Source organism: Vibrio sp. QJM3NY_26 (assembly GCF_057786005.1).
The window spans coordinates 1,445,159-1,460,077 of record NZ_CM173515.1 but is presented as its reverse complement, the minus strand read 5'-3'; the positions used below and the strand labels follow the sequence as shown (position 1 = coordinate 1,460,077).

10 protein-coding genes are annotated in these 14,919 nt (G+C 42.6%); 9 read left to right on the top strand and 1 reads right to left on the bottom strand.

All coding sequences use genetic code 11. The features are described 5' to 3' along the window. The first annotated feature begins 44 nt into the window (after window positions 1–44). The 7 genes from AC3CH4_RS06500 (at window position 45) to AC3CH4_RS06470 (ending at window position 9,834) form a co-directional block, all read left to right on the top strand. Window positions 45–767, top strand: a complete 723-nt coding sequence (locus tag AC3CH4_RS06500) for a DUF1007 family protein (RefSeq protein WP_488543483.1) — start codon at window positions 45–47, stop codon at window positions 765–767. Between the two features lie 94 nt (window positions 768–861). Continuing rightward, window positions 862–1,977, top strand: a complete 1,116-nt coding sequence (locus AC3CH4_RS06495) for a nickel/cobalt transporter (RefSeq protein WP_488543482.1) — start codon at window positions 862–864, stop codon at window positions 1,975–1,977. A 285-nt stretch (window positions 1,978–2,262) separates the two neighbouring features. Continuing rightward, window positions 2,263–2,793: a YcxB family protein gene (locus tag AC3CH4_RS06490; RefSeq protein WP_488543481.1), complete on the top strand. Its 531-nt coding sequence runs from the start codon at window positions 2,263–2,265 to the stop codon at window positions 2,791–2,793. Between the two features lie 79 nt (window positions 2,794–2,872). Next, window positions 2,873–3,598: a metallophosphoesterase family protein gene (locus AC3CH4_RS06485; protein ID WP_488543480.1), complete on the top strand. Its 726-nt coding sequence runs from the start codon at window positions 2,873–2,875 to the stop codon at window positions 3,596–3,598. A gap of 186 nt (window positions 3,599–3,784) precedes the next feature. Continuing rightward, window positions 3,785–5,827 carry an FUSC family protein gene (locus AC3CH4_RS06480; RefSeq protein WP_488543479.1) on the top strand — a complete coding sequence of 681 codons (2,043 nt, stop codon included), beginning with the start codon at window positions 3,785–3,787 and terminating at the stop codon, window positions 5,825–5,827. Window positions 5,828–6,493: 666 nt separating this feature from the next. Beyond that, on the top strand, window positions 6,494–7,462 hold the full coding sequence (locus tag AC3CH4_RS06475) for a nucleoside hydrolase (protein ID WP_017085347.1): 969 nt from the start codon (window positions 6,494–6,496) through the stop codon (window positions 7,460–7,462). A 740-nt stretch (window positions 7,463–8,202) separates the two neighbouring features. Then, a complete protein-coding gene (locus AC3CH4_RS06470; RefSeq protein WP_488543478.1) occupies window positions 8,203–9,834 on the top strand; it encodes an endonuclease in 1,632 nt (543 codons plus the stop codon). A gap of 370 nt (window positions 9,835–10,204) precedes the next feature. On the opposite strand, the gene AC3CH4_RS06465 is transcribed toward AC3CH4_RS06470, so the two are convergent. Beyond that, window positions 10,205–11,116 carry a LysR family transcriptional regulator gene (locus tag AC3CH4_RS06465; RefSeq protein ID WP_488543477.1) on the bottom strand — a complete coding sequence of 304 codons (912 nt, stop codon included), beginning with the start codon at window positions 11,114–11,116 and terminating at the stop codon, window positions 10,205–10,207. Between the two features lie 121 nt (window positions 11,117–11,237). Here AC3CH4_RS06465 and accD point away from each other — a divergent pair, with 121 nt between their 5' ends. After that, a complete protein-coding gene (accD, locus tag AC3CH4_RS06460; RefSeq protein WP_488543476.1) occupies window positions 11,238–12,104 on the top strand; it encodes an acetyl-CoA carboxylase, carboxyltransferase subunit beta in 867 nt (288 codons plus the stop codon). Between the two features lie 313 nt (window positions 12,105–12,417). Continuing rightward, window positions 12,418–14,226 carry a hypothetical protein gene (locus AC3CH4_RS06455; protein ID WP_488543475.1) on the top strand — a complete coding sequence of 603 codons (1,809 nt, stop codon included), beginning with the start codon at window positions 12,418–12,420 and terminating at the stop codon, window positions 14,224–14,226. Window positions 14,227–14,919: the final 693 nt, after the last annotated feature.

Here is a 14,919-nt window from a genome sequence, read left to right as displayed (position 1 = left end):
GAATTGTTATATTATAACATTACACTAAATAACCATTCGTTCTCATGAAACAGCTATTTGTTCTAACCAACGCACTCAATCAGCTCTCTTCGCGCTATGCAAGCCGCGTCTCGACAGGCTTGCGTTCTATTAAGCGTTTGCCTCTTTGGTTGGCATTATTGTCTTTTGCTCCGACCCTGCAAGCCCATCCTCACTCTTGGATAGAGATGAAAACTCATATTGAGGGAGATAATGGCATGATCACCGGTCTCTCTATGGAGTGGTCTTTTGATGCAATGACCTCGATGTACATGTTGGATGGAGAAGACGTCTCTGCCGATACAGAAGCTGAAACATTAAAAAAGCTCGCTGCGTCTGTTATTGAAAACATGAAGTATGAGCACTACTTCACGTACTTTTATGATGGTGAAGAGCCCATCAAATATCAAGTTGCTGAACACGCCAAGTTTGAGCGTGACAAAGCCAAAATGGTTCTAACATTTGACCTACCACTTTCTAAGCCTAAACCCGTGACACGAGACTCGCTCCGCGTACTCATTTTTGACCCTAGTTACTTCGTCGACATGTCGTGGCTATCGAATAGCGACGTGACCTTGTCACCTGAACTAGCGAGACAATGTCAGTTGGAATTAATCGAGCCCAACCCAACGCCAGAACAGATGAGTTATGCGATGTCTTTACCAGCCGATGCTGACCCAGATAACACGTTAGGCCAACTGTTTACTCAATCGGTTGAGCTTCATTGTGCTGCGGTTCCAGCGTCTTAATCATTGCGGCTCGTTTCAGTCAGTAAACGTCTTAACTCAAACTCATTAAACCTCTCACTCAATGAGAAAGGTCTCTGATACAGGTTCTTGTTAAATGCAGAAAAATAGCCTCAAAACAAACTATTACCTCATTGGCGTCGGCGCCCTGTTACTTGTTATTGTCGGTGCGTACCAATTGTGGTCTATATGGCCATCGTTAGTGATCTCTAGTATTCAATGGCAAAGGGAAGTTAACGCAGAGCTTGCCGACCTACTCTATGAAGCTAAATCCAATCCTTGGGGCGCAGGCAGTTACCTTATCGGGTTCAGCTTCGTCTACGGTATGCTTCACTCTTTAGGCCCAGGACACGGCAAGGTTATCGTGTCTACTTACTTAGCGACTCACCCGACTAAGGCGAAAGCCAGTTTAGTGCTTACGGTTGTGTCTGCGTTTTTACAAGCACTGGTCGCGATATTATTGGTGAGTGTATTGCTGTGGGGCTTTAGTGCTTCAATGCGCGTAGTGAATGACAAAGCGAATATGTTTGTTTCATTAAGCTTTGCGTTGGTGGCCGTGGTAGGTACTTTGATCTGCTGGAAGGCTTTGAAAAATATCTACACCACAATGCGTAAGCCAAAGTTGAAAGTGAAAGCCATCACCACATTAGCAGCCGATGCGCCTTCAGCAATGGCCGCTCGTCCACCAGGCACAGTCCAATCGCCAATAGCGCTTCGCTCATCTCTATCTGTTGGTTCAGCCATGTTGAACCCGACTAACGCATTACAAACTGCGGAACACTCTCATGCAGATCATTCTCATGCCGACTGCGGATGTGGCCACCAGCATGTTGCCGATGCAGACGCGATCAACAAAGCTTCCACGCTTCGTGAATACGCCGGAATCATAGTGACTATTGGAGTAAGACCGTGTACTGGAGCCATTATGGTTCTGCTTTTCGCCAATATGGTTGGTCTATATTGGATGGGGCTTATGAGTGCCTTTGCTATGGCAATAGGTACCGCATTAACGACCTCATTAATCGCTATGATGACGCTAACGGGCAAACATCTAGTGAAACGCTATTTGGCTGCAGGTAACAAGAACAATAACGCTTCATTGAAAGTCGCAGGTCATTACTTACAACTCTTTGGTGGCATTCTACTTGTATTGATTGGCCTACTACTAATGAACGGACAAGAGAGTGGTATGTCACCTGTTTTCACCATGTAGAGCTTTAATACGTAGCCATAAATCGGAGGTTCTTTTCACCCGCATCTCACACATCAAGGCCTCGCAAACACGAGGCCTTAGTTTTAGTCATCATTTAATATAAATTCAGGTAAACAAGTGAGCTATGCCGAGAGCAAACCCCGTCGGTATTATTGATTTACAAAAGAGCATCAAAACCGTTAAAGAAAAGTACCGACAAGCGATACAATGCTGGAATTACGAGATTGCAGCGCAGCAGCCCCTTTATAGAAATCTCATTCACAGAAAACATTAAAGTAGCCAGACATGTCTAAAGATCCCGGTTTCACCACAGAGTACATCCTCGACAAGACGTTTTTCACAGAGTGTTATGATCAAACTAGCCTTCCGACTCAATTTCCAAAAGCCTATTTAAAAGGAATACTGTTTCTTATTTTTGGTGTGGTTTTATTAGAGTTTGAACTACTACCTAACGGTTACGTTGGCTGGTTCTTTATCGTTTTGAGTGTGATTGAAGCGTTCAGTGTGTACTGCAAGAGAACCTGGTGGATATGGCGACAAAAAATCAGCTCCGGTGCTGGCAGCAAAGTGATCTTTCAAGGTGACGTTAACGGTGTGAGTTATAAAAACGCTAAAAACACCAATACTATCGCTTGGACTGACATCTCCCAACTGCAACAGACCGATTTAGGCTTTATCCTTCATATTGGAAAACAGCGCCAATATGTCAGTAAATCTTGTTTAAGCGATGAAGCCATTGCGTTTATGGTTGAGCAACACGAAGCTTCTAAAGCACCTAAAGCACCTAAAGCACCTAAAGCACCTAAAGCAAATTAGCATCAATAAATGCCTGCCAATTTGGCAGGCATTTTTCTATCACCTTTGATAATGCGTATGGCACAACCGGACAACAGCAATGAACACCATTTACCAAATCAGTGATTGTCATCTTTCAGATGAATCCAGCTATGAGAACCTGCGTAGAGCATTGGAATACGTCAGCAAAGACACAGCATGCAAGACCATTTTTATGACCGGTGATATTTGTTGTAATCCAAAACCGGGAGACTACGTTCGATTAGAAGCGTTCATTAGAGAACACATTAACGAACAATCTATTTACGCGATTGCTGGCAACCATGACGACTCTTGCTTAATGCGCAAAGAGCTAAAAGGATCGACGATTTTCGTCACCAATAAAGCCACTGTCTGTAAACGAGAGTTTGTATTTCTGGACTCTAGCTACAAGCCGTTGGATACGCGTCACCCACTCGGTTCAGGGCGCATTGATAACCGTGGAATGACAAAGCTAAAACAACAGCTTAGAAAGGCGAATAACCCCATCGTCGTTATCCACCACCCTGTCATTCCCGTCGGTGCTGAATGGATGAAAGCGATCCGTCTAGAAAACGATGCTGATGTGATGAGCGTGCTTCGAAAATATCGCGTTCGTGACGTGATCTGCGGTCATGGCCATGATGGAATAACGGCGACACAACAAAGCGTAGCCCAATACATGGCGCCTTCAACAGCCTATGGCTTTGACCACTCAATCAATGAATACAATCGCAGCGAGAAAGTAGGACTGAGTCGAATCTCGTTCTCTGCTGATTCAATCGACTACCAAACTGTCTATTTTTGAACCCTCTATCTTGAATCTTGCTGTCTTAAACCTTGTGGATTCGCTTTCGAATAAACCAAGCTATATAGCGTTCTATGCCAATAGAAGAGGTTTGCAGCGCTTCAATTTATCAATCTGTGATTGAAACCAGCACAATGTAGAGGTTTGACGTTACACTGAATGAGACACAGCAAGTTAAGAGGATCTATGACGTTTTCTCCTGCCATTCTGCGTAAAATCTGGTACTCCCCTTCTATTAACCTAGGGCTTCGCGCCACCAGTGCCATTGTGTTATTTCTCGGTTTAGGGGTGCTGTCGAATCAAACCACTATCGCCATGACCGCGCTGATGACCATGCCAGCCGCTCTGATTAGTGGCCTCGACGCAGCAGGGCCAAGGAGGTGGACACGTTTTGCGATTACCGCCACCACTTGGGGCATGACTCTAGTCGTCAGTTACGCTCTGCTGAAAAGCGGACTGCCTTTATGGGTGACTTATGGTGCTATGGGTGCTTTGCTTACCAGTGCGGCAGTCAATGGTCCATTCTGGGCGAGGCTCGGCATGTCTAGCCTATTGATAGCAGTCGTCACTCTCTCACTCAACAATTCCAACACCGCGCTAAGCTTGTACCCTTTGTTGGTACTCGGGCCTCTTACTTTTGCACTGTTTAGCTGGCTTTGGTTTGCATTATGGAAGCACTATGCACTGCGCGTGTGTCTGTCCGCGATTTACGAAGCCTTGGCAGACTACATCCAATATCGACAAGCCTTCTTGTTAGGTAGCGAAAGTGATGCACCGAAAAGACGCATCAAATACCAACTCATCGAGTTGTTCCAACAGGCACTTCAATCCGAATCCTTTCGCTCTAAGCACGAAGATGCTGACTCGCTCCGACAAGCCTTATTTCTCGCACTCGATACATTTGAAGTCATAATCAGCAGTCACACAACAAATCCAGACCTATTAAGCCAATTTCAGTCAAGTAAGCCAAAGAGAGACTTGTTATTGGTTTGGAGCCAACATTGTCAGCAAAGACTAAGACACAAAGCCAAACAGCTTCTACACAACACAAACGAAGAGGTGAAGCACTTAAGCTCATTAGAGCAAGAAGCTAATGACTTGATTGAAGCGGTCAAGCTCGAAGACCAACCCCGCTTTCGTTATTGGGCATACGCAGTGAAGCACATTTCCCGTCATATTGAGCTTAATGAACCCGCTTATGAACGTTCTTTTGAAGTGCAGCCGTTCGAGTTGTCTTTTCGCCTACCAAGCCGAGGCAATCCGATTTGGCGTCATGTTACCCGTGTCGGTTTGATGTTCGCACTTGGTGCTGGAATTGCGGAATACTTTGAATTGATTCGCCCTGATTGGGTTCTGATTTCGATGTTAATGGTGATTCAGCCAAGCTTCTTGGCGACACGCAGTAAAACGTGGCAACGCTGTTTAGGTACAGCGCTTGGTGTGCTGTTCGCGACCTCTTTAATTCACATTGGCGTACCAACGACCGCGATGTATACGCTTATCGTTATCCTCTTGCCTGTCGCAATGCTTAATATCATGCGCCATTACTCGCTAGCCATTGGTTGCATTACAGCGCTATTGATTTTGGTGTATCAGACCATGGCACATCAAGGGCTCGATTTTGCCGCGCCACGTTTGATCGACAACATCGTCGGGGGCGCGATTGTGCTGCTCGGATACAGCTTGTTATGGCCGCAATGGCGAGGCAAAGAGATCCACACTCAAGCGTTAAAAGCGCTTAATAGTTCAAAAAGCTTATTTGTGTATTGCTACGAACAGCTGCAAATTGGCACCGAACAACATGACCATATTGCGCTAACCAAGCAACGTGCCGCTATGCTAACCGCCGAAAGCGACCTTGAGCTGATTTACAATGAGATGCAGCAAGAGCCAAAACACACTCGTGCCAATCCTCACTATTATGAAGATATGCTGAGTCACTATCGATTGTTGAGCCATTATCTCTGCTTGCTGATTCCGCTGGTCAGGAAAGGCACGCAATACCAAGGTTCACAACAAGTCGAAAGCTTGATTCATGATGCGATGGATGCATTGATCAATACCATTCGTGATAACCGCGTCCATGAGCTACCCGCGCTCACCAATCAAACTGGCGCCGACCACCCAATGTCTGCTGCTGGGCAACGTTCGGTAGAAGAAATCATCTGGTTAGCACTGATGACAGTAAAACAAATGCACGATTTAGTTAGGCGTAATCTAGAAGGCTAAATCAGGGCTTAACTATCAAAGGACTTAAATACCAAAGATCTTAAACACCAATAGCCACTCAGATTTTGATCTGTATTTTTAGAGCGAAGCGTTTGGCACACCTTTAGGAAAAAGAAGAGTATCTAAAACTTGTTATTTAACTCATTCCAATACTTACGTTCTTTTTCAGTTATTGAATATATGGTCATAACGACCACATCGACCTAATTGCCTTAAGTGACCGTGCAAAACCAATTCGTTTAGAGAATTTATAACGTTTACAACATCATTATTTGTAGATGGCATCCATTCCAAATCAGGATCTACTTCGCTTTTGATCTTGGAATCTTAAAAATAAAAACCCCACCGTAAGCAACTGATTTACTAGCCATTATTAAACTCACTACATACATCGTGATAACTTTCTTTAGTATCGAACATTCTATTCTACTGGTGGTCCATCACTGTCGAAAAACTTGTAGTGACATAGTGAATTTTCCAATATTTCTAAGGTACTAATACCTTAGAAAAGGCAGAAACAAAATGACCGGAGTACAATATTCATACGAGCAATTCAAACCTTGAGTGTTTAATTTAAATTGCTCTCATCATGAGATTCAAGTCACGTTCATCAGTGTTTTTTCTAGGTATCGTCTACTCCTCTCAACTGTTTAATTAGAAGCTGATATGACAAAGAAAATCATCCTAGATACAGATCCGGGCATCGATGATGCAATGGCAATCCTATTTGCAGAAGCACATCCAGATATTGAGCTGATGGGGATCACGACCGTTTATGGAAATGCGACGATAGACAATGGCACTCAAAATGCTCTCTATCTGAAGCAAAAATTCGGTATGAAGGCACTCGTTGCTAAAGGTTCGGATAAGCCCTTATTAAGAGATCCCGTTGGAGCAACGGTTGTTGTGCATGGTGAAACGGGGTTGGGTGATGTGACGGCACCAAGTTCGCTAGATTATGAAGCGATTAAAAAGCCAGCTTATCAGTTCATTATCGACAGTGTTCGAGCTGAACCTAGAGAGATCACTCTTGTGGCTGTCGGTCCTCTGACTAATCTTGCACTTGCACTGGAAGCTGCTCCTGACATCGTCGACTTGGTAAAAGAAGTGGTCGTTATGGGTGGTGCATTCGGTGAAAACGGCCATAGAGGAAATGTAACACCATTTGCCGAAGCGAATATTCATGATGACCCTCATGCTGCCGATAAGGTGTTTACGGCATCATGGCCAGTAGTCATTATCGGACTCGATGTTACAGAGGAGAGTTTTTTTACCAGTCAATACCTTGATGAGTTGCGAGATGACGCTGGAGAAGTTGGGCAGTTCATCTGGGACATTAGCCGTTACTACTTAAAGTTTTATTCTGACAAAGTAGGAATGGATGGTTGTCATGTTCATGACCCATCAGCCATTGCTTATGTTATCCAACCGTCTCTTTTTACAAGTCGTAATGGCCCGGTCAGGGTTGTCACAGATGGGCCAGCGGAAGGGATGACCATTCAGAAAGCTGATCAACGTAACTATATGAATGATGAATGGGGTTTATTTCCTGCACAACAAGTCGGCGTTCAAGTGGATAGCGATACTTTACTCTCACTCTACAGAGAGACATTGATAAACTATTCACAGCAGTAAAGTGGGCCTGTCGCAAATATTGAGAAATGCGCGACAGGCTAATGCTCTAGGTACAATAATCCTACAATTGCGTAGAAACGCTCAAAGGCACTGTCAGCTTCATCTGGTTCAGATGAAACTGATCTTCAATATCAATACACGATCTAAGTGTTTATCCATATTAAAAAGTAATTTTCATTGACTAAGTTCAATCCCTGCAACTTGCCTTACTTTTCCTGATGTCTAGAGTTCCAACAATGTAGCTAAATGTTTTAATCCACAACAGACTAACCTTTAATCACACTTACGCACGAACATGTTGTTCAACTATTTCTAAGTCATTGAATAATAAAAACTAAAAGGAATTTTTTGATTGATAACGTGTCTTGAATCGGAAGTAACATGTGCTTGCACGGTTTTCAACTAGAAATTAGAACCAAACCGAATTATATGCATAATTTTCAGTTGATTAGGCAAGGACGGGATCGAACTTTAGTAAAGGTTACATTTACTGTAGGCAGGGCTTGTGGATAAGTGCTTCTTTTTGGTTCATCTCGGCTTTCCCCTGAAAGCCGAGATGAACCTTTTTTCAATAATCTAGCGTGTGAAAGCATTTGACAGATCGATAACGCATTGCTTTACATCACATATATTAATAAAAGTGACAATGCTTACATTTATAAATGTGATGTATATCCCCATTCATCTTTTGATTACTTTCTAAGCTTAGTTGGTTTTTATCCGATTAAACAGAAGGTTATATGATAAATAGAATAATAACACTAAGTGGCGTTGCATTACTTTGTTCAGCGAGTGCGCATGCGCAAATGCAAAATGGAAGTTTCGAAAACTGGGAAGGAAACGTACCATCTGGATGGAGTGTGATTGACTCCGGCATTGCACTTTCCCTCTCTACCGACCCTGTAAATAACGGCAGTTTCTCTGCGCAAGTAACAGTGAATACAAGTACTCAAAGTAATACCGACTTACTTCAAACGATAAGTGTTGAACAAGGGAAAACTTATGATTTCTCTGTCGATGTTTATCACACTGAAGGTAACGTGAAAGCTCGCCTTTTTGTTGATGGCTATTTAGGCTACTCGAATAATGGTTTAACGAATCAGTGGCAAGCATTAACTCACTCGTACAGCGCTACCAGCACTAAAGATATCGTTGTGGGCATACGATTTTATGATGATGCAGGTTTTGATGGTTCGGAAGTGGTGTATTTAGATAACTTTCAGCCTACGGAGACTCCACCAACACAAAGCTGCAATGACACAAGTGCCGCATTCACGCTAGTGACGGATAACTATGGTTCTGAAACCAGTTGGTCTCTCAAAAACTCAGTTTCTCAAACTCTTTATTCTGGTTCAGACTATCAAAGTAACACCAACAATGAAGTGGAAATGTGTTTAGCGGATGGTAGCTACACCCTAGAAGTCTCAGACTCTTATGGAGATGGAATGTGCTGCAGTGTGGGGAATGGTTCATACAGTTTGTCGGTAAACGGAACCGTTGTGGCATCTGGTGGTGATTTCCAAGCAAGTCAGAGTACAGAATTTACGATTGGTGGCTCAACTACTACACCACCAACTGAACCACCAACTGAACCACCAGTGTTAGGTGAGTATTACAAAGACGCTGAAGGCAAAGTGGGCTTTGCGTTAAAAACGGCCTTATATCAAATTATTGATAATCATAGTAGTCAGGGTTACACCGCTATTTGGACATTAGTGTCTGAGGCTGACCTAGACGCATACTATGACACTGATGGGTCGATTCTCGATATGTATTCGGAGAAACCTTCAGGCTCAGATTCAATCAAATTTACTAAGGTGGCCGATCAATGTGGTCAATACAGCAAAGAAGGTGATTGCTACAACCGTGAGCACTCATTCCCGAAAAGCTGGTTTGGTGGGAAAGTCGAGCCAATGAACTCTGACGGTCACCATTTATTTGCCACTGACGGCTACGTTAACTCGAAACGTAGTAATTGGCCATTTGGTGAGGTAAGTAGTGCTACATACACATCAAGCAATGGTTCTCAATTAGGCAGTGCAGCAAACTCTCTTGGTTATGCAGGTACGGTGTTTGAGCCAATTGATGAGTTTAAAGGTGATTTCGCAAGAGCATATTTCTACATGGCAACACGCTATGAAAATGAAATCGCTAATTGGGAAGGGAACTCTACAAGCTCTGACGCCGTTCTGGATGGAACCAATACAACCGTTTTTGAACCTTGGCTACTTACCATGCTAAAGCGTTGGCATTCTGAAGATCCAGTAAGCCAAAAAGAAATCGACCGAAATAAGGCGGTACATGATTTCCAAGGGAATCGTAATCCGTTTATTGACCATCCTGAGTTTGTAAGCCAAATCTGGGGAAATTAATCGGAATATAACCACCATGACAATGGTTTTATGATGATTGAATTGAGCCCAATCCTTTGTTTGGGCTTCTTTTTTGATAGGCATTAGAGAGCATGATTTTAAATATTTGAAAAAGCATATTGTCATGAAGGTCCGTATGCTTGTCAGTGATCTGCACCATCAATACTAGACGCTACATTAAGCGACTTTCCATACCTTTAGTTATCTATGAATTGCTAACTTAGGGGAAGTTGTAGCTCATTTATGTCAAAAAGTTTGTTATCACTACCCGAAAAACAAAAATCCTCGCAAACGCGAGGTCTTAGTTTTATCCATCAATAGTGAGTACATCTCTAACCTAGAGAAGAGCCCCTAGCCTCCGCATTTTCTGTTATTTTTGCCCGTCTAGATTTGCTTGATGTAGTAAGTGCTCAATGAACACTGGAACCTTTTTCGCTATGTGCTTTCTAGAAGCATAAAAGACATATAGCACCAAGTCTTCAGGTTCGTATTCAAGCTCTATAACTTCTAGAGAACCCGAATCTATTTCATTACGACAGAATTCAGCAGGGAGTATCGCAAGCCCCAAACCAGCCAATGCACCTGCTTTAGCGAGTTGTCCACTATTCACTTTAAATGCAGATTTTACTCTTTGAGTAATTACCTGACCTGTTTCGTTCTTAAATACCCATGGCATACCATTTAACGCGGTAAAGCTGCTAATACAAGGTACATGTTTCAAATCCGTAATCTTAAAAGGCTTAGAAGATGTATGAAGAAGTTTGGGTGAAGCCACAACAACACTAGTCCAACGCTTAATCTCTTTCGCTATCCAATTGTTATCCTCTAGCTTCCCTCGATGAAAACTCAAAATAACGTCAAACCCGTCAAGCGGATCCTCTTTAGGGCTGATACTCGTATCACAACATAATGAAATAGATGGATATTGAGTACAAAACGAAACGACGGCTTGGGCCAAGTCAGGTGAGTCTGGCATTAAAACATTGAGTTGCCCTATGACTTCACGAGAGTGTTGTGTCACCTCCTCAAGAGCATCATTGAGTTTATCCAACAATGGCTGAGTTCGTAGATAGAGGTGGTCCCCAGCTTCTGTCGAAGAAATTCGGCGAGTCGTTCTATCAAAAAGTCGAGCATCCAGCTGCTCTTCTAGCAACGCGATATGACGACTGACGTTTGATGTCGGCAAACACAGAAACTCCGCAGCTCTCTTAAAGCTATTGTTCTCATAGACACAGTGAAAACTTTTTAGCCATTGTTGATCAATCTTCTCAAGCATTCCCATTAATCCCACCCATTCTAATAATCCCACCCAGTTGGATTATAAAGCCAATATTAGCCACTTTATTACCAGAAACAGGCTTATACAATACTCATCATTAAAAGTGAACTGGATAAGGTTTCCAATGAGTTGGATAGAAAAACTATTAGATAAGAAAAATATAATCAGTACGCGTAAAGCGAATATTCCAGAAGGCATATGGACAAAATGCCCCTCTTGCGACCAGATCCTGTACCGCATAGCCCTTAAAGAAAATCTGGAGGTATGTCCAAAATGCGATCACCACATGAGGATGTCGGCACGCTGTCGCTTAGACAGTTTTTTAGATAAAGGTATGAAAACTGAGTTAGGCAAACAACACGAGCCGCAAGATTTGCTCAGTTTCAAAGACAATAAACGCTACACAGAGCGCCTTGCCCTAGCCCAAAAAAGTACAGGTGAGAAAGATGCAATAGTCGCGATACAAGGAGAGTTGTTAGGGATGCCTGTTGTGGCGTGCGCTTTCGAATTTTCTTTTATGGCTGGCTCAATGGGTGCCGTTGTGGGCGCTCGCTTTGTTGATGCTGTTAATGCAGCCATCGAGACTAACTGTGGATTAGTATGCTTTTCGGCTTGTGGTGGAGCGCGCATGCAAGAATCGCTCATGGCTTTAATGCAAATGGCAAAAACAAGTGCTGCTTTAATGCGACTATCAGATGCAAAGCTCCCTTATATCTCCGTATTAACCGATCAAACTTTTGGCGGTGTATCGGCAAGTATTGCAATGTTAGGTGATATAAATATCGGTGAACCCAAAGCGAGAATTGGTTTTGCCGGGCGTCGTGTAATTGAGCAAACAGTACGAGAAAAGTTACCTGAAGATTTTCAGCAGAGCGAGTTCCTATTAGAGCATGGCGCATTAGACATGATTATTGATAGACGTGAGATGCGCAAAAGGATTGCAAGTCTCATCGCAATGATGACCAATACTCAGATTCAAGTTGATCATTAAAAACCTCCCCGTCAAATGACGAACAACGATCTCTTTAGATTAACGACCGAGGGGGAGAACGTTCTTTGTCACTAAACTGAAGCCGCACTTGTCTTGTACTTATCACGATCGGTATTCAGTTCCTTTTCTTCAAGTCCTACGCACAAAATCAAACTCTATTCTAGAGTGAACTAAGAACGCAAAAATGGTCGCGCAGATCTTAAGAGTTATGCTTGAAATGCGACGAATACCACTAGCAAACATATTGCATACGATTATGTTGGTATGATTAAATATATCAATGATTTAGGCATTATGGATTGAATTAAATTATATGACATGGAATAAGTTTTATCAGGTATCATCCGCTTTATCTGTATTGGCTCTAACTGGCTGTGGTGGTAGTGATAGTAGTCCATCATCTAGTGCCGTCAATGTTGCACAAACCAGCTATCAAATGGAGTCTGGCGCGTTTGAAGAAACCTATGTAAATATCCCTTTCAGTGTAAACTATAACGCAGGAGACAATCTCTATTATGGCATCATGAATGACAGCGGAAATTTGATATCTCGTGTTGAATACAACATTAATAACAATGGCACGGGTCACGTAAGCGTATACTTGAAACCTGGTTATGAAGTTGGCAATGGGACAAAATCCACAACGGCTCAGTTCGCCGTTTGTTACGATGAGTATTGTAGCCAACACTATTCTGGCTCGCCAGTCGCCATCAGTTTAACCAACAAAGTGACACTTGATCATAAAGTAGAGCTAGCCGTTCCGAACATTGAAACAGTAGCAGAACTCACTGATGTGAACGTATACCAGAACGTATCTGATGCCATCAATCTTTCTGGTTCTGATCTGCACAACCTTCGCGTAGAAGCTCGAGCCAATAGCTCATTTGTTACATCCGTTACGCCTTTTATTAGTCCCTCTAACATCGGGCTAAATATGAGTTTAGAAACGCCATCCGTCGTTGGTTTTGGATCATTTAACTCAACTCTCAATGTGGACGTCTGTTACGACTATAACTGTAGCTATCCGATCGAAGGCAGTCCACTAACCGTTCCCGTCAGCTACAAGATCAATAACACTTCACCAAACCCTGATCCAAGCCCAGATCCAGATGGAGGATCTCCAACAACACCAAGTATTTCTGTTATCGATTTTGATAGCGCACCGACCCACAACACTGTCGATGCGATTTATTCCGATGCATTAAATGTAATTGCTGTTGTATCTGATAGCCCAAAGAACGCGATCTACTTTTATAGCCTGAACGATGCTACAGCTTATGAGATAGACCTTTATAGATCGCCATCAGCTGTCACTGTCGATAACATTAGTGGTACTAATCGCTTTGTGGTCGGCCACGATGCGATGATAACGACACTTGAATACAACGCCTCTTCTCCAATAGATACCCAAGTATCTAATATCTACCATTCCCATGATATTTTTGATTTAACCACCAATGGTAACTACGCTTGGACTTTACCTAAAACGGATCAATGGGTTGACCTACAAGTCATTAATCTTGAAAGCGGTTCTGTAGAGTCTAAAAGTGACTGGGGGTACTACGAAAAAACGGTACTCAAAATCAGCCCTAGCAGCCAAGCTTTCTACAGTTTAGATACAAATATTAGCCCTGAAGATGTCGCTAAGACGGACATTTCGGATCCGGAAAACCCAGCAAGACCTGTCGATTCCCCTTACCATGGCGACTACAGTTTCTGCGATAATTTCTGGTTCAACCATAATGGCACATTCATCTACACGCAGTGTGGAGTGAGATTGAATACGTCAAGTGACGCTGGGCTTGACATGACTTACGCAGGAAGAATCACTTTACCTGAACTCAATTCGTGGCCTTACTCTTCTACAATTCAAACACTGGATGAGTCTCACGATACCACCAAAATCGCTTACTCTCTCGAAGGGCAAAGCAACAAGGTAATGGTGTTGACTTCAAACCATTTGAACCTGTCAGAAACGATTATTCTCCCTAATACCACAATAGGAAATAGCACTTACACCACTGTGCCTAAATTTGTATTTTATGGCGCTGACGGTAAGCTAAATATCGTAGCTAATGCTACGGTAAACGGCATAACACGCACATCGATATTGCAACACTAAATATATAACCAGTAATAATAAAAGGCCTCGCAAACTCGAGGCCTCATTTTTATCTCTCCATTGATTGCTACTGAGCAACTACACACTTCATCCCTACTTCACGGTCTTAAATTCTTACATCAGGGGGGCGTTGAAATGTTCTGATACTCTAGCATTGGGCCCTAGGTCTCATTGTAGTAAATTCATAGACTCCGTTAAAACTCCCTTATTTTCAAAGTTATATTGTTATATTCATGTGAAAATTTACTAATATGCAAATTGGCTTAAATGATAAAAAAAGTTGTGCTTTATTAACGTCAATGTCGCTGCTGTTGTCAGTTAGTTCTTTTACGTTAGACCTTTAACTCAATCGAATTTTGTTAATATGTATCTGTGCTGCTATAAGTTGTCTGCACCCTGTAAATATCAAATTTATGTATCACATAAGTAATATAAATTCGTAGTCTGCCTTATGACCGATAGATTAATCATTGACTGAGAAAGACTGCCTTTAGAAGAGATAGATCGCACGACCTTTTTATTTTTTAAGGCTAGATAGATATGCCTATATCGTATTCAACGACATGGTTTGAGTTATTTTGCTGCCTCATTGTCAAATATGAACCCGTCGCACAGTTTATATTGGGTTAGATTGCTGTAAATGATGATCTTCGTTAGTGTGCGGAAAATCACCTGCAGTAATAAGATTTCTGA